The organism is Streptomyces sp. NPDC086777 (genome assembly GCF_040702065.1).
GTDB lineage: Bacteria > Actinomycetota > Actinomycetes > Streptomycetales > Streptomycetaceae > Streptomyces.
In genome coordinates this window covers 1-14,795 of the sequence record NZ_JBFBJI010000036.1, presented here as the reverse complement: position 1 = coordinate 14,795, position 14,795 = coordinate 1, and the positions used below count along the sequence as shown (strand labels likewise).

Here is a 14,795-nt window from a genome sequence, read left to right as displayed (position 1 = left end):
ACTCATGGGGCTTGGAGTGCCGGAACTCGTACTGGAATCAGACGGACGCACCTGGACGCTCGATCCGTCCAGGTCATACACCCTCGGACGAGATCCGCAGGGGGACATCGTGTTCGACGACGCCAGGGTCTCCTGGCGGCACGCCACGATCAGCTTCGACGGCCGCAGTTGGGTCATCGAGGACCACGGCAGTACCAACGGCACCTTCGTGCAGAGCAGCCGGGTCCAGCGCTCGGAGATCGGCCCGGGCTCGGCCGTCCATCTCGGCAACGCGAACGACGGACCGCGCCTGAGCCTGTCCGGCGCCGCCGCCGTCGCCCGACCGCAGCCCCGGCAGCAGCCGTTCGCCGCCCAGGGCGCGGGCGGTGCGGGCTGGTCCCAGCCACCTGCTCCGCAGCCGTCGGCCGTGCAGCAGCCGGCTCCGCAACAGGGCTGGCAGCAGGCCCCGTCGGCGATCCCGCAGCAGCAGGGCGCGCCGGCCATGGCCTCCGGCGGTGGCGCGGGGGCGCCGCCGGTCTACGGCGACCGCAGCCCGACCACGTTCCACCAGTTCTCCATCGGCCGCGTGATGCGCATCGGCCGTGCCCTGGACAACGAACTGGTCGTCTCCGACCTGCAGGTCTCGCGGCACCACGCCGAGTTCCACTCCATGCCCGACGGCCGTATGGAGATCCGCGACCTCGGCTCGCACAACGGCACGTACGTCAACGGCATGCCGATCGCCAAGGGCGGCAGCGCGCTGCTCGACGCGGACGACATCGTGGGCGTCGGCCACTCCACCTTCCGGATCGTCGGCGACCGGCTGGAGGAGTTCGTCGACACCGGTGAGGTCTCCTTCTCCGCACGTCACCTGACCGTCACGGTCGACGGCGGCAAGCAGATCCTCAAGGACGTCTCCTTCGGCGTCCCGGAGAAGTCCGTGATCGCGGTCATCGGCCCGTCGGGATCCGGCAAGTCGACCCTGCTCAAGGCGCTCACCGGCTACCGCCCCGCCAACGAGGGCGAGGTCCTGTACGACAACCGCAACCTGTACAAGCAGTTCGCCGAACTGCGCCAGCGCATCGGTCTGGTCCCGCAGGACGACATCCTGCACAAGGAGCTGACGGTCAAGAAGGCCCTCAAGTACGCGGCCAAGCTCCGCTTCCCGGCCGACACCACGGCCGAGGAGCGCGAGGCCCGCATCGACGAGGTGCTGCGCGAGCTGAAGCTCGACGTCCACAAGGAGAAGAAGGTCACCTCGCTCTCCGGCGGCCAGCGCAAGCGCGTGTCGGTGGCCCTCGAGCTGCTCACCAAGCCGTCACTGATCTTCCTCGACGAGCCCACCTCCGGCCTCGACCCCGGCATGGACCGCGATGTCATGCAGCTGCTGCGCGGCCTCGCCGACGACGGCCGCACGGTCCTCGTCGTCACCCACTCGGTGGCCGAGCTGGCGCTGTGCGACAAGCTCCTGGTGATGGCGCCGGGCGGCTCCGTCGCCTACTTCGGCCCGCCGGAGGAGGCGCTGAACTTCTTCGGCTACGACACCTGGGCCGACGTCTTCTCCGCCTTCGAGAACTACCGCGACTACGACTGGGCGGGCCGCTGGAAGGGCTCGCAGCACTACCAGATGTACGCCGCCGACATCGACGCCATCGCACCGCAGTCGGTGCAGATGCCGCCGATGCAGGTGATGAAGCCGCCGAAGCCGCAGGGCTGGCTGTCGCAGTTCGCCACCCTCGTGCGTCGGTACGTGTCGGTGATCGCCTCCGACAAGGGCTTCCTGATCCTGACGGTCGTCCTGCCGCTGGTCCTCGGCTCGGTGAGCCTGCTCATCGACGCGGGCAAGGACCTGCTGGTCAACACGGAGATCAATCCGGCGACCAGGCAGCCCGTCCCGAACGGCACGGCCACCACGGTGCTGCTGATCCTCGCGGTGGGTGCCTGCTTCGCCGGTGCCGCGAACTCGGTCCGTGAGCTGATCAAGGAACGGGTCATCTACGAGCGGGAGCGCGCGACCGGCCTGTCCCGCTCCGCGTACCTGATGTCCAAGGTCTTCGTGCTCGGCATCGTCACGGTCCTGCAGGGCCTGCTGGTCGGCGTCATCGGCTTCGCCAGCCGGAAGATCCCGGAGGAGGGGGTGGTCTTCGGCCACCTGACGCTCCTGGAGCTCTGCCTGCCGGTCATGGCGCTCGGATTCACCTCGATGATGTTCGGCCTGGTCATGTCCGCCCTGGTGAAGACCTCCGAGAAGACCATGCCGCTGCTGGTCATGTTCGCGATCATCCAGGTCGTCTTCACCGGCTGCCTGTTCGCGCTGAACGGCACGGTCGGCGTCAACCAGTTCTCGTACCTGATGCCGTCGCGCTGGGCCGTCGCCGCCGCGGGCGCCACCCTGGACTTCAACGGGATCGCCCCGCCCGGCAAGGGCAAGCCCGACGACCCGCTGTGGGCGCACACCGCCGGCGCGTGGACCCTGGACATGGTCGCGCTGATCGCCCTCGGTGTGGTCTGCGCCTTCCTCGTGGCCCGCTTCCTGCGCCGCCACGAGCCCGAGGTCATGCGGAAGTAGCACACCGGTGCCCGTAGGACGCCCGAAGGGCGGCACCCCGCAGTGGGGTGCCGCCCTTCGGCATGTGCGTGAAGAGGTCCGCGCAGGCCTCAGTACGCGCTGTTGACGTTGTCCATCGAGCCGTACCGGTGGGCGGCGTAGTTGCAGGCGGCCGTGATGTTGGCGACCGGGTCGTAGATGTTCCACGAGGTGCCGGCCACGTGGTAGGCGGCGAAGGTCGGCGGGATGACCTGGAGCAGACCCTTGGAGGGGATGCCGTTGATGGCGTTGATGTCCCAGTTGTTGATGGCGTTGGGGTTGCCGGAGGACTCCCGCATGATGTTGCGGTACAGGCCGTTGTAGGAGCCCGGGATGCCCTTGGAGTGCATGATGTCCAGGGACTGGCGGATCCAGCCGTCGAGGTTGTTGCCGTAGGACGTGGCGACCGGCTGGAGCTGCGGGCGCTGCGCGGACCGGCTCGCGGCCTGCTTGGCGAGGTGCTTCACGTGGGCGGCGTGGGCGGCCTTGCCGGCGGCGGCCTCGACGTGCTTCACGTGGGCGGTGTGAGTCGCTTTGGCCTTCGCGGCGTGGACCTTCTTGAGGTGCGCGGTGTGGGCCGCGTGGACCTTCTTGACGTGGGCCACGTGCTTGGCGTGGGCCGAGGGCGCCTTCTTGGCGGCGATCGCCTCGACCTTGAGGTGCTGGGTCGCGAGCCGGTCGGTGACCGCGCCCTTGACGTCCTTGATCTGCTGCGTGCTGTACGCCACCTGGGCCGCGGCCTGGGGAGACACAGTCGCGGCGGTCTCGGCGCTGCTGGGCACGGCCGAGAAGGCGAGGGCGGCGGCGCCGAGCGTGGCGACACCGGCGAGCGCGATCTTGTGGTGCTTGGTCAGCGTGGGACTGTGGGCGTGCTTGGGCATAGCTGTGGACCTCTTCGGATAGCGCGGAGTCGCTCGTTGTCCGCGGGGGAGACCGGCTCCTCCCGCACGAACACCGCCGGGGGAACCCGGGGTGCTGAGCGACGGCAGCCATTCTTAGCGGCCGCAAAATGCCGTGGCAAAGGTGTGACGTACGAAGTGGGGTAGTGGAGCCCAGAGGGACAAATAGGGACAGATTAGAACGTCTGCCCCGTTCGCGCCGTGACTCTTTATCTCCTATGTCCGTTCGTACGTGATGTGCGCCCTATGTGCGGCCTCACATCGTTCGTACATCAATCTCACCCGGAGTTGCTGACGCAATCCTCTGTGTGAGGGGCCTCCTCCGGCAGGATGAGGTGCACGTCGCCGAACTCGTGCCACAGGTAGAGACCGCGCAGCGCCTCCTCGTAGCTGCGGTCGACCGCGGGCCGCCCGGCGACCGCCTCCAGCATCAGCAGATGCGAGGCCTCCGGCTCGTGCAGCCCGGTCAGCAGCCCGTCCACCACCCGCACCCCGCGCTCCGGCGTCACCACGAGCTCCGTCCACCCCGCGGCCGCCCGCACCACCCCGTCGCGCCCGGCGGCCGACTCCACGGCCCGCACCGCGGTCGTCCCCACCGCGATCACCCTGCCTCCTGCGGCCCTCACGTTGCCGATCAGCCGCGCCGACGTCTCCGGCACGGCGAAACGCTCCGCGTACGGCGGCTCGTGCGCCTCCCCCGACGACACCCCCGTGTGCAGCGTGACCGGCGCGAACTGCACCCCGCGGCTCACCAGCTCCGCCACCAGCCGCGCGGTGAAGGGCCGGGCCGCACTCGGCATCTCCGCGCTCCCCGCCCCGTCCGCCGTCGGCAGCGCGAACACCGTCTGGTACGCGGACAACGGCTGGTCCCGCTCCGTATAGGAGTAACGGATGGGACGCCCGTGCTCCCGCAGCACCCCACGCACGTCCGCGGCGGCCCGCGCCCACCACAGCCGCTCCCCCCGCGCGCTCAGCGGCTCCTCCAGGAACAGCCGGCCACCCCCGGGCAGCCGCACCTCAGTCCCCGCGCGCGTACCCGCCCGCGCGCGCGTGGTCCCCCTGCCGTCCGGCTCCCGCAGCTCGACCGCCCACCGCCCGTCGTCCCCGCGAGTGGAGAAGTGCACCACCACGCGCGCGTGCCCGACCCGGCCGTCCACGGCCGCCGCCAGCGTCGGCGACGTGTTCACCACCAGCAGGTCCCCGGCCCGCAGCAGGCACGGCAGCTCGGCGAAGGCGTGATGCGACACCGCCGTCCCGCGCGACACCAGCAGCCGTACGGCGTCCCGCTCCAGACCCGGCCCGCGCTGTTCGGCCGGCACCCGCGCGGACAGCTCCTCGGGCACCCGCACCACCGTCGTCATCGCCCCTCCACCAGGGCCGGAGCCGCGTACCGGCCGCTCGCCGGCCGCTCTTCCAGGAGCCGCAGGAAGGCGGGGACGACCGACTCCGGTGCCGGCCGCGGATCGTCGTCGTCCGGTACTGCCGCCACGTACAGCGCGGTCGCCATGTCCCCGGGATCCACCGCCCACACCCGCAGCCCCGGCTCCTCCACGCCGAGCACGGCCGCCAGCTGGTCCAGGGCCGCCTTCGAGGCGCCGTAACCGCCCCAGGTCCCGTACGCCTCGGCGCCGGCGTCCGAGCTGACGGTGACCACCGCGCCCGCCGCCGACTCCCGCAGCAGCGGCAGCGCCTCCCGGACCAGCCCCAGCGCGGCCACCACGTTCACCTCCAGCGCCCGGCGCAGTCCCGCCAGAGGCAGCTCGTCCAGACGCACCAGCGGCTCGGCGCCCAGCGCGCTGGCGTTGCTCACCAGCAGGTCCACCCCGCCCAGCTCCCGCGCGGCGGCCACCAGGCCGGCCCGGTGCCCGGCGTCCGTGACATCGCCGGGCAGCGCCGTCACCCGTGCCCCGTGCCCCGCGACGACGTCCGCCGTCTCCTTCAGCAGCCCGGCCCCTCTGGCGTCCAGCACCAGATCCCAGCCGCGCGCGGCCAGCGCCTCGGCCAGCGCCCGCCCCAGCCCCTTCGAGGCCCCCGTGATGATCGCTACCGGCATGACACCCGTCCCCTCGGCTCCGTCCGCCCGCGTCGGCGGTGATCCCAACGTAGGAACCGGACCGCGTCGGCCGCCTCGGACGCGGGGCGCAACCGGGCGGGGCCCTTCGGACTAAGCCGCCGGTCCGGGACCGGGGCCCTAGGTCCCCGGGCCTACGGCCGGCGGCCCGGGTCCGGCAGCCGTCGGTCCGATCCGCGCTGTCGGACCCCGCCGGTACCGTGAGGACATGAGTCAAGGTCCCCGGTCCGGTCTGGCGGCGGTGAGCTCCGCGCTGCTGGCGATGAGCAGGCATCTGGAGGTGCGTGACGTCCTCAAGACGATCGTCGCCTCCGCCCGCGAGCTGCTCGACGCCCAGTACGCCGCGCTGGGGGTGCCCGACGACCACGGCGGCTTCGCCCAGTTCGTCGTCGACGGCGTCACCGACGCCCAGTGGAAGGCCATCGGCCCGCTCCCGCGCCAGCACGGCATCCTCGCGGCGATGCTGCATGAGGCGAAGGTCGAGCGGCTGGCCGACGTCCGCACGGACCCCCGCTTCGAGGGCTGGCCCGCGGCCCACCCCGACATGTCCGACTTCCTGGGCCTGCCGATCCGGGACGGCGACGAGGTCATCGGCGCACTGTTCCTCGCGAACAAGAACTGTCCGAAGCCCGAGGGCGGCTGCGGCTTCACCACCGAGGACGAGGAACTGCTCTCCATCCTCGCCCAGCACGCGGCCATCGCCCTCACCAACGCCCGCCTCTACGAGCGCAGCCGTGAGCTGACCATCGCCGAGGAACGCTCCCGGCTCGCCCACGAGCTGCACGACGCGGTGAGCCAGAAGCTCTTCTCGCTCCGCCTGACCGCCCAGGCCGCCGCCGCCCTGGTCGACCGCGACCCCTCCCGCGCCAAGGGCGAGCTGCAGCAGGTCGCCGTGCTCGCCGCCGAGGCCATCGACGAGCTGCGCGCCGCCGTCGTCGAGCTGCGCCCCGCCGCCCTCGACGAGGACGGCCTGCTCGCCACCCTGCGCACCCAGGTCCAGGTCCTCGACCGCGCCCACACCGCGCGCGTGAGCTTCGCCGCCGCCGGATTCCGCGCCCTGCCCGCTGCCCAGGAGGAGGCCCTGCTCCGGGTGGCCCAGGAGGCCCTGCACAACGCGCTCAGACACTCCGGGGCCGAGAACGTCGACGTGACGGTGAACCGACGCGGCGGCGGCGCCGTCCTGCGGGTCACCGACGACGGCAGCGGCTTCGACCCGCACGTCACCCGGCGCGCCGGACGCCACCTCGGCCTGGTCTCCATGCGGGACCGGGCGAGCGGCGTCGGCGGCACGCTGACCGTGGAATCGGCGCCCGGCAAGGGCACCACGATCGAGATGGAGGTCCCCGGTGGCTGACGCGATCCGGGTGCTGCTGGTCGACGACCACCAGGTCGTCCGCCGGGGCCTGCGCACCTTCCTGGAGGTCCAGGACGACATCGAGGTCGTCGGCGAGGCCGCCGACGGCGCCGAGGGCGTCGAGCGCGCCCAGGAGCTGACGCCCGACGTCGTCCTCATGGACGTCAAGATGCCCGGCCTGGACGGCGTGGCAGCGCTGCGCAGGCTCCGCGAACTCGACAACCCCGCGCGCGTGCTGATCGTCACCAGCTTCACCGAACAGCGCACGGTGGTCCCGGCCCTGCGCGCGGGCGCCGCCGGATACGTCTACAAGGACGTCGATCCCGACGCGCTCGCCACCGCCATCCGCTCGGTGCACGCCGGGCACGTCCTGCTCCAGCCCGAGGTGGCCGGCGCCCTACTCACCCAGGAGGAGGCCAACTCCGGCCAGGGCAGGGGCGGCTCGCTCACCGAGCGGGAGCGCGAGGTACTGGGGCTGATCGCCGACGGACGCTCCAACCGGGAGATAGCACGTGCCCTGGTGCTGTCCGAGAAGACCGTCAAGACGCACGTCTCGAACATCCTGATGAAACTCGACCTCGCCGATCGCACCCAGGCCGCCCTGTGGGCCGTTCGCCATGGCGTGACCGGCTGAAACGCCCTCCGCAACGCCTCACCGACGGCGACCTGGAGGGTCGTCCTACGGGCTGAGATTCATACCGTCGTGGGAATGTCACCCGTACGGCGCATCCTCGGCCCGGCCGCCGCCGTTCTTCAGTGCGTGCCGCGGCGACCGCCGCGGCGATCGCCAAGGAGGGCTCAAGAAGTGAAGAACCTGAAGAAGGCAGCGGCCGTGACGATGGTGGCCGGCGGGATCGTGGCCGCGGGCGCGGGGATGGCCTCGGCCCACACCGGCGGCTCCCACGCCGACGGCCGCGCCCAGGGCTCTCCCGGCGTCGTCTCCGGCAACGTCATCCAGGCCCCGGTGCACATCCCCGTCAACGTCGTCGGCAACAGCGTCAACGTCATCGGCGTGCTGAACCCCGCCTTCGGCAACCTCGGCCTCAACCACTGAGACCGCGCCGCACCGCGGCATCGACCTCCGGCCTTCCGGGCGCCCCCGGAAGGCCGGTCGGCTTGTCCGCCCCGAAAGGGGCGCTGGGGGTACCCCCGGCCGAGGCCGGGGAGGAACTGCGCGACAAGCCACGACGGCGCCGCGGACGACCGACGACGTCTGCGGCACCTCCAGCGGAGCGCTCAGCGCCCTCGCTCACGCTCCTCCACGACGGAGTTGTACGCCGCGACCTGTGCGCGCCGGGCCGTCCGCTCCACCGGGCGCAGCGCCAGCGACCGCGCCGCCATCTCCGACGCGCTGACCGCCCCGCCGTGCCCGTGGTCGTACGCGAGCGAGACCAGCAGCCCGACCCGCTGCGCCAGCTCCAGCACCCGCACCGCCCGCGGCGGATACCCCGGGGCCAGCACCTCCCGGCCCCGCTCCGCGCGCGCCCGGTACGCGTCGATCGCCGCCTCCGCCACCGGTCCCGACCCCGCGACGTCCAGCTTCGACAGCACGTCGGTCGCGTCCCGCAGCGCCTCCGCCAGCTCGCGTTCCGCCTCACCCAGTGACGGCACGTCGGCCGGCGGGGCCTCCCGCACCGGCAGCACGTGCCAGACCACCTCGACGTGCACGTCGCCGGCCGGCCCGGCCTCGTCCACCTCCGGCACCAGACCGAACGCGGCGCCGTGACAGACCACCGCCTCCCCGGCCTCCAGAGCGCGCGCGTTGAACTCCGGCGGCCCGCTCAACCCCAGCGGATGCCCCGACGCCGGCAGCGCGACCCGCAGCCCGGCCGCCCCCAGTGCCCGCAGCCGCCCCAGCGCCAGCGTGAGCCCGACCGGAGCGGACTCACCGGGCAGCCCCTCCACCCGGTGCACCGCGTCCTCGCCGACGATGGCGAGCACGGCGTCGTCCGGAGAGACAAGTCCGGCCAAAAGGGCATTTCCCCAAGCGGCGAGGCGTCCTGAACGCGGTTCCGAGAGCATGCCCCCACCCTAAGGACAGGACCGATGGAATGGAGCGGCGCACTCGTGGCGTAGATTTCATGAGGGCCGCGCCCACCGGCGCCGCCGCCCGGGCCACAGGCGTACGCGACCGCCGAGAACGGCGACACTGCAAGGGGAGACAACGCGCTCATGAGCGATGTTCTGGAGCTTCAGGACGTATCCGTGGTCCGGGAGGGCCGGGCTCTGGTGGACCAGGTCTCCTGGTCGGTGAAGGAGGGCGAGCGCTGGGTCATCCTCGGCCCCAACGGCGCCGGCAAGACCACCCTCCTCAACGTCGCGTCCAGCTACCTCTTCCCCAGCAAGGGCACCGCCACCATCCTCGGCGACACCCTCGGCAGGGTCGACGTCTTCGACCTGCGCCCGCGCATCGGCATGGCCGGCGTCGCCATGGCCGACAAGCTCCCCAAGCGCCAGACCGTCCTGGAGACCGTGCTCACCGCCGCCTACGGCATGACCGCCCACTGGCAGGAGGAGTACGACGAGGTCGACGAGCAGCGCGCCCGCGCCTTCCTGGACCGCCTCGGCATGACCGACTACGTGGACCGGAAGTTCGGCACCCTCTCCGAGGGCGAGCGCAAGCGCACCCTGATCGCCCGCGCCCTGATGACCGACCCCGAGCTCCTCCTCCTCGACGAACCCGCCGCCGGACTCGACCTCGGCGGCCGCGAGGACCTGGTCCGCCGCCTCGGCCGGCTCGCCCGCGACCCGATCGCCCCCTCCATGATCATGGTCACCCACCATGTCGAGGAGATCGCCCCCGGCTTCACCCACGTCCTCATGATCCGCCAGGGCAAGGTCCTCACCGCCGGCCCGCTGGAGCTCGAACTCACCTCCCGCAACCTCTCCCTCTGCTTCGGCCTCCCGCTCGTCGTCGAACAGCTCGGCGAGCGCTGGACCGCCCACGGACTGCCCCTGTCCTGAACGGATCTGACGAGCCCTTACCCGGCAAAGCACCCTGTCGTGGTCGGCACCCCCGGCCCTACCATGACGGTGTGAACAGCATCGACGCATGGGTGTGGTGGCTCGTCGTCGCGGCGGCGCTCGGAATTCCGCTCGTGGTGACCGCGATGCCGGAGTTCGGCATGTTCGCGGCCGGCGCCGTGGCCGCAGCCGGTACCGCCGGACTGGGCGCGGGCACCGTCATCCAGGTGCTCGTCTTCGTCGTCGTCTCGGTCGCACTGATCGCCGTGGTACGGCCCATCGCCAACCGGCACGCCGCCCAGCGCCCGCAACTGGCCACCGGCGTCGACGCGTTGAAGGGCAGACAGGCCGTCGTACTCGAACGCGTCGACGGCGGCGCGGACGGACGGATCAAGCTCGCCGGCGAGATCTGGTCGGCGCGCGCCCTCGACCCGGACCGTGCCTACGAAGTGGGTCAGGAAGTCGACGTCGTGGAGATCGAGGGGGCCACCGCGATCGTCATCTGACCTCGTAAGACTCAACTGAACAGAAGAGTCCCCGAGTTGCGCGTGCGTCTGTCAGACTCATCCAGCAAGATCTTCAACAACCATAAGATCTGCCGAAGCGCCGAGGCGGAGAAGGGTACGGGGAGCGACGATGGAACCGGTCATCATCGTCCTGGTCATTCTGGTGGTGTTGGTCTTCATCGCCCTGATCAAGACGATCCAAGTCATCCCGCAGGCGAGCGCCGCCATCGTCGAGCGCTTCGGCCGCTACACACGGACCCTGAACGCGGGCCTCAACATCGTGGTCCCGTTCATCGACACCATCCGCAACCGCATCGACCTGCGTGAACAGGTCGTTCCGTTCCCGCCCCAGCCGGTGATCACCCAGGACAACCTGGTCGTGAACATCGACACCGTCATCTACTACCAGGTCACGGACGCCCGCGCGGCCACCTACGAGGTCGCCAGCTACATCCAGGCCATCGAGCAGCTCACGGTCACCACGCTCCGCAACATCATCGGCGGCATGGACCTGGAGCGCACCCTCACCTCCCGCGAGGAGATCAACGCGGCCCTGCGCGGCGTCCTCGACGAGGCCACCGGCAAGTGGGGCATCCGCGTCAACCGCGTCGAACTCAAGGCGATCGAGCCGCCGACCTCCATCCAGGACTCGATGGAGAAGCAGATGCGAGCCGACCGCGACAAGCGCGCCGCGATCCTCACCGCGGAAGGCACCCGCCAGGCGGCGATCCTCACCGCCGAGGGCGAGAAGCAGTCCCAGATCCTGCGGGCCGAGGGTGAGGCCAAGGCGGCGGCCCTGCGCGCCGAGGGCGAGGCCCAGGCGGTCCGCACGGTCTTCGAGGCCATCCACGCCGGCGACCCGGACCAGAAGCTGCTCTCCTACCAGTACCTCCAGATGCTCCCGAAGATCGCCGAGGGCGACGCCAACAAGCTCTGGATCGTCCCCAGCGAAATCGGCGACGCCCTCAAGGGCCTCTCCGGCGCGATGGGCAACTTCGGCTCCCTGGGCGGCGGTTCCAACGGCGGCGGCAACGTACCGTCCCAGCAGGACCGCCGCGAGAAGCCGAACATCGACTAGGGCCGGCTACATGCAAACGTTCCCCGCGCCCACCCTGTCCTGGGGGCGCGGGGAACTGCGCGACAAGCCACAACGCGGCCGCAGCCGCAGGACGGCCCCGGCCGGACAGACGACTACGCGGCGGCCACATCCCCCGAAAGCCACTCGGGCAACGCCGCCAGATCCTCGGCCCCCATCGACAACAGCATCGCATCCTGCGGCGAAGGCTCGAACGGCTTCCGAAGCAACGGCATACCCGCCTGCTCCGGCGTCCGGTCCGCCTTCCGGTGATTGTCCTCCGCACACGACGCCACCGTGTTCAGCCAGGAGTCGGCACCCCCCTGAGCCCGCGGCACCACGTGGTCCACGGTCGTCGCTCGCTTCCCGCAGTACGCGCACCGGTGCCGGTCCCTGACCAACACCCCCCGCCGCGACCACGGCGCCTGTCTCCGAAAGGGCACCCGCACGTACCTGCACAGCCTTATGACCCGGGGCGCAGGTATGTCCACCTCGGCACCGCGCATGCGCAGCTCGGGGTGGGCCTGCTCGACGACGGCCTTGTCCTGGAGCACCAGAACGACGGCGCGGTTCAACGTCACCGTAGACAGCGGCTCGAAGCTCGCGTTCAGCACCAGCGTGTCACGCATCCAGCCCACCTCCCATGTGCACCTGCCCACCCCCGGCGGGCTTGGATCAACTCTGGACGGGCGCGCCGAGATGGACAACGCAATAAAAACTGCCCGCCCCTGATCACTTCCATGACCAGAGACGGGCAAACGTTCAATGAACGCTCAGCTGATTTCGCGCGCTGCGTCAGCCCTGCTCGGGGTTCTCGTACTCCCCGATGAGCTGCGCCCGCGCGATCGCGTGGAACCGCAGGTTGAACCCGACGACGGCCGGCGACACGTCGGCGTCCGGACCGAGCTTCTCCTGGTCCACCGCGTACACCGTGAACACGTACCGGTGCGGCCCGTCCCCGGGCGGCGGCGCGGCGCCCCCGAAGTCCTTCGACCCGTAGTCGTTGCGCACCTGAATCGCGCCCTCGGGCAGCCCCTCGAACTTGCCGCCGCCCGCGCCCGCCGGCAGCTCGGTCACCGAGACCGGGATGTCGAACAGGACCCAGTGCCAGAACCCGCTGCCCGTCGGGGCGTCCGGGTCGTAGCAGGTCACGGCGAAGCTCTTGGTCCCGGCCGGGAAGCCCTCCCACCGCAGCTGCGGCGAGGTGTTGCCCTTGTCGTAGACCTGAGCGTCCTTGAGCGTCGCCCCTTCCTCGATGTCCTCGCTCGTCACCGTGAACGACGGGACGGGCGGATGGAAGTCATGGGGGAGAGGCCGCCGCTTGAGCTCGGTCACCTCGGTACCTCCTGATCGATACTGATCGATTACGGACCCCGTTACGGAACCCGCAGCTCCTGAGCCTAGAACCAGTTGCGCTTGCTGCCGACCTCGGACAGCCACTGGTTGAGATAAGCCGCCCAGTCGGTCCCGTGGAAGTCGTGCAGACCCACCTGGAACGACCGGAAGGTGTCACTGCCCTCGCTGAACAACCCCGGCTTCTTGTCCATTTCGAGGATGACGTCCATGGCGTGCGCGTCCGCCACGAAGCTCAGCTCGACCTGGTTCAGCCCCCGGTACTGGGACGGCGGGTGGAACTCGACCTCCTGGTAGAACGGCAGCGTCTGCCGCGACCCCCGGATGTGCCCCTTCTCCAGGTCCGCGTTCCGGAACCGGAAGCCCAGTTGGATGAACGCGTCCAGGATCGCCTTCTGCGCCGGCAGCGGATGCACGTTGATGGGGTCCAGGTCCCCGGAGTCGACGGCCCGCGCGATCTCCAGCTCCGTGGTCACCCCGATGTGCATCCCGCGCAGCGCCTGCCCGTCGATCATGGTGACGGGCGTCTCCCACGGGATCTCCAGCCCGAACGGCACCGCGTGCACGGCCCCGGCCTGCAGCTCGAAGGCGCCGCCGAGCCGCGCCTTGCCGAAGCCGATGTTCTGCTTGTACTCCTCGTCGCCGCGCTCCACCTCGACCCGCGCCTGGAGCCCCACGGACAGTCCCTGGATCTCCTGGTCCACCGAGCCGCCCTGGATCCGCACCTCGCCCTGGACGACACCGCCCGGTACGACGTTCACCTCGGTGAGCACCGTCTCGACGGACGCCCCGCCGGCCCCCAGGCTCGCGAGCAGCTTCTTGAACCCCATGACTCTCCTCTACTACTGCCTACTACGTACGTACGGACCCTTGATCCCTACAAACGCGATCCGGTCACCACCGGTTCCGGCCCACACCCTGGCAAGCAGACGAATCCTTGACCAGCCCTTGGCGTCATCGGTCTGGACTAGGCTCGGACGCCATGATCGCGTCCCCGGACCGTACGCCACTGCCCAGAGCCTTCTTCGACCGCCCGGTACTGGAGGTCGCCCCCGACCTCCTCGGCCGCGTCCTCGTCCGCACCACCCCGGACGGCACGATCGCCATGCGCCTCACGGAGGTGGAGGCGTACGACGGCCCGAACGACCCGGGTTCGCACGCCTATCGCGGCCGTACCCCCCGCAACGAAGTGATGTTCGGTCCGCCCGGACATGTGTACGTCTACTTCACCTACGGCATGTGGTTCTGCATGAACCTCGTCTGCGGTCCCGAGGGCACCGCGAGCGGGGTCCTGCTCCGGGCCGGCGAGATCGTCGAGGGCGCCGAACTCGCCCGCAAACGTCGACTTTCGGCCCGATACGACAGAGAACTGGCCAAAGGACCGGCCCGCCTGGCCACCGCCCTGGGGGTCGACCGGGCCCTGGACGGCACGGACGCGTGCGCCACCGGCGAGACCCCGCTGCGGATACTGACCGGCACCCCCGCCCCCTCCGACCAGGTGCGCAACGGTCCGCGCACCGGGGTCGCCGGCGAGGGCGGCGACGGGGAGATCCATCCCTGGCGCTACTGGATCGCCAACGACCCCACGGTGAGCCCCTATCGGGCCCATGTACCAAGGCGCCGCTCAAGTTGACGCGTCCCTGGAAGGTGCGTAATGTAGCCCGAGCCGCTTGAACCGGGTACGGCAATCGCCAGCAGCCGGAAGCGGCCACCCACTACCTACGACTTCCCCTGACGGGGTCGATTTCGGCGTGCCCGCATGCCCGAATTCGAGCCCACGGAACTCGATTATGAGTCCCGGCGGGAATCGGCTAACGTAGTGAATGTCGAAAGGCCGACGAGCGAAAGCCGGAAAGCCTCAAGACAATCCCGCCGACCGGGAATCGGACGCCGAAAGGATCTGATAGAGTCGGAAACACCGAAGGGAAGCCCGGAGGAAAGCCCGAGAGGGTGAGTACAAAGGAAGCGACCGTTCCTTGAGAACTCAACAGCGTGCCAAAAGTCAAC

16 protein-coding genes are annotated in these 14,795 nt (G+C 70.5%); 8 read left to right on the top strand and 8 right to left on the bottom strand.

From position 1 onward, the window contains the following. Nucleotides 1-4 precede the first annotated feature (4 nt). Nucleotides 5-2,548: an FHA domain-containing protein gene (locus AB0472_RS35880; RefSeq protein WP_366362900.1), complete on the top strand. Its 2,544-nt coding sequence runs from the start codon at nt 5-7 to the stop codon at nt 2,546-2,548. Between the two features lie 89 nt (nt 2,549-2,637). On the opposite strand, the gene AB0472_RS35875 is transcribed toward AB0472_RS35880, so the two are convergent. From AB0472_RS35875 to AB0472_RS35865, 3 genes are all read right to left on the bottom strand, one after another. Continuing rightward, complete coding sequence (locus AB0472_RS35875) at nt 2,638-3,447, bottom strand: transglycosylase SLT domain-containing protein (RefSeq protein ID WP_366362898.1); 810 nt, start codon at nt 3,445-3,447, stop codon at nt 2,638-2,640. Nucleotides 3,448-3,743: 296 nt separating this feature from the next. Further along, nucleotides 3,744-4,826, bottom strand: coding sequence for an S-adenosylmethionine:tRNA ribosyltransferase-isomerase (locus tag AB0472_RS35870; RefSeq protein WP_366362896.1), 1,083 nt, complete (start codon nt 4,824-4,826; stop codon nt 3,744-3,746). Next, nucleotides 4,823-5,518 carry an SDR family NAD(P)-dependent oxidoreductase gene (locus AB0472_RS35865; RefSeq protein WP_366362894.1) on the bottom strand — a complete coding sequence of 232 codons (696 nt, stop codon included), beginning with the start codon at nt 5,516-5,518 and terminating at the stop codon, nt 4,823-4,825. The genes AB0472_RS35870 and AB0472_RS35865 overlap by 4 nt, the downstream gene beginning before the upstream one ends. A gap of 226 nt (nt 5,519-5,744) precedes the next feature. Here AB0472_RS35865 and AB0472_RS35860 point away from each other — a divergent pair, with 226 nt between their 5' ends. The 3 genes from AB0472_RS35860 (at nt 5,745) to AB0472_RS35850 (ending at nt 7,944) form a co-directional block, all read left to right on the top strand. Further along, nucleotides 5,745-6,890, top strand: a complete 1,146-nt coding sequence (locus AB0472_RS35860; RefSeq protein WP_366362892.1) for a GAF domain-containing sensor histidine kinase — start codon at nt 5,745-5,747, stop codon at nt 6,888-6,890. Further along, nucleotides 6,883-7,524, top strand: a complete 642-nt coding sequence (locus AB0472_RS35855; protein WP_366362890.1) for a response regulator transcription factor — start codon at nt 6,883-6,885, stop codon at nt 7,522-7,524. The genes AB0472_RS35860 and AB0472_RS35855 overlap by 8 nt, the downstream gene beginning before the upstream one ends. A 171-nt stretch (nt 7,525-7,695) precedes the next feature. Then, nucleotides 7,696-7,944, top strand: a complete 249-nt coding sequence (locus AB0472_RS35850; protein WP_360247625.1) for a chaplin — start codon at nt 7,696-7,698, stop codon at nt 7,942-7,944. A gap of 182 nt (nt 7,945-8,126) precedes the next feature. Here the strand turns inward: AB0472_RS35850 and AB0472_RS35845 are convergent, their stop codons facing one another. Next, complete coding sequence (locus tag AB0472_RS35845; protein ID WP_366362888.1) at nt 8,127-8,912, bottom strand: hypothetical protein; 786 nt, start codon at nt 8,910-8,912, stop codon at nt 8,127-8,129. Between the two features lie 150 nt (nt 8,913-9,062). Here AB0472_RS35845 and AB0472_RS35840 point away from each other — a divergent pair, with 150 nt between their 5' ends. From AB0472_RS35840 to AB0472_RS35830, 3 genes are all read left to right on the top strand, one after another. After that, the gene (locus tag AB0472_RS35840) at nt 9,063-9,854 is read left to right on the top strand and encodes an ABC transporter ATP-binding protein (protein ID WP_366362886.1); all 792 of its coding nucleotides are present in this window, start codon (nt 9,063-9,065) and stop codon (nt 9,852-9,854) included. Nucleotides 9,855-9,925: 71 nt separating this feature from the next. Then, the gene (locus AB0472_RS35835) at nt 9,926-10,360 is read left to right on the top strand and encodes an NfeD family protein (protein ID WP_366362884.1); all 435 of its coding nucleotides are present in this window, start codon (nt 9,926-9,928) and stop codon (nt 10,358-10,360) included. Between the two features lie 130 nt (nt 10,361-10,490). Beyond that, complete coding sequence (locus AB0472_RS35830; protein WP_366362882.1) at nt 10,491-11,438, top strand: SPFH domain-containing protein; 948 nt, start codon at nt 10,491-10,493, stop codon at nt 11,436-11,438. A 113-nt stretch (nt 11,439-11,551) separates the two neighbouring features. Here the strand turns inward: AB0472_RS35830 and AB0472_RS35825 are convergent, their stop codons facing one another. The 3 genes from AB0472_RS35825 to AB0472_RS35815 all read right to left on the bottom strand — a co-directional run bounded on the left by AB0472_RS35825 (nt 11,552) and on the right by AB0472_RS35815 (nt 13,618). Then, nucleotides 11,552-12,064 (bottom strand): HNH endonuclease, encoded by a 513-nt coding sequence (locus AB0472_RS35825; RefSeq protein WP_366362880.1) that lies wholly within the window; start codon nt 12,062-12,064, stop codon nt 11,552-11,554. A gap of 166 nt (nt 12,065-12,230) precedes the next feature. Next, entirely contained in the window at nt 12,231-12,770 is a 540-nt protein-coding gene (locus AB0472_RS35820; RefSeq protein ID WP_366362878.1) for a YbhB/YbcL family Raf kinase inhibitor-like protein, read from the bottom strand. A gap of 65 nt (nt 12,771-12,835) precedes the next feature. Then, complete coding sequence (locus AB0472_RS35815; protein ID WP_366362876.1) at nt 12,836-13,618, bottom strand: sporulation protein; 783 nt, start codon at nt 13,616-13,618, stop codon at nt 12,836-12,838. 152 nt (nt 13,619-13,770) lie between these two features. On the opposite strand from AB0472_RS35815, the gene AB0472_RS35810 reads away from it, so the two are divergent. Then, complete coding sequence (locus tag AB0472_RS35810) at nt 13,771-14,421, top strand: DNA-3-methyladenine glycosylase (protein ID WP_366362874.1); 651 nt, start codon at nt 13,771-13,773, stop codon at nt 14,419-14,421. 178 nt (nt 14,422-14,599) lie between these two features. Here AB0472_RS35810 and AB0472_RS35805 read toward each other — a convergent pair. Continuing rightward, the coding region (locus tag AB0472_RS35805) for a hypothetical protein (RefSeq protein ID WP_366362872.1) at nt 14,600-14,795 on the bottom strand (196 nt) is incomplete at its 5' end.

What these genes read in the sequence shown, in the direction of transcription:
- AB0472_RS35880 (WP_366362900.1), top strand. Translation starts at nt 5, where the DNA reads ATGGGGCTTGGAGTGCCGGAACTCGTACTGGAATCAGACGGACGCACC.
- AB0472_RS35875 (WP_366362898.1), bottom strand. Translation starts at nt 3,447, where the DNA reads ATGCCCAAGCACGCCCACAGTCCCACGCTGACCAAGCACCACAAGATC.
- AB0472_RS35870 (WP_366362896.1), bottom strand. Translation starts at nt 4,826, where the DNA reads ATGACGACGGTGGTGCGGGTGCCCGAGGAGCTGTCCGCGCGGGTGCCG.
- AB0472_RS35865 (WP_366362894.1), bottom strand. Translation starts at nt 5,518, where the DNA reads ATGCCGGTAGCGATCATCACGGGGGCCTCGAAGGGGCTGGGGCGGGCG.
- AB0472_RS35860 (WP_366362892.1), top strand. Translation starts at nt 5,745, where the DNA reads ATGAGTCAAGGTCCCCGGTCCGGTCTGGCGGCGGTGAGCTCCGCGCTG.
- AB0472_RS35845 (WP_366362888.1), bottom strand. Translation starts at nt 8,912, where the DNA reads ATGCTCTCGGAACCGCGTTCAGGACGCCTCGCCGCTTGGGGAAATGCC.
- AB0472_RS35840 (WP_366362886.1), top strand. Translation starts at nt 9,063, where the DNA reads ATGAGCGATGTTCTGGAGCTTCAGGACGTATCCGTGGTCCGGGAGGGC.
- AB0472_RS35830 (WP_366362882.1), top strand. Translation starts at nt 10,491, where the DNA reads ATGGAACCGGTCATCATCGTCCTGGTCATTCTGGTGGTGTTGGTCTTC.
- AB0472_RS35825 (WP_366362880.1), bottom strand. Translation starts at nt 12,064, where the DNA reads ATGCGTGACACGCTGGTGCTGAACGCGAGCTTCGAGCCGCTGTCTACG.
- AB0472_RS35815 (WP_366362876.1), bottom strand. Translation starts at nt 13,618, where the DNA reads ATGGGGTTCAAGAAGCTGCTCGCGAGCCTGGGGGCCGGCGGGGCGTCC.
- AB0472_RS35810 (WP_366362874.1), top strand. Translation starts at nt 13,771, where the DNA reads ATGATCGCGTCCCCGGACCGTACGCCACTGCCCAGAGCCTTCTTCGAC.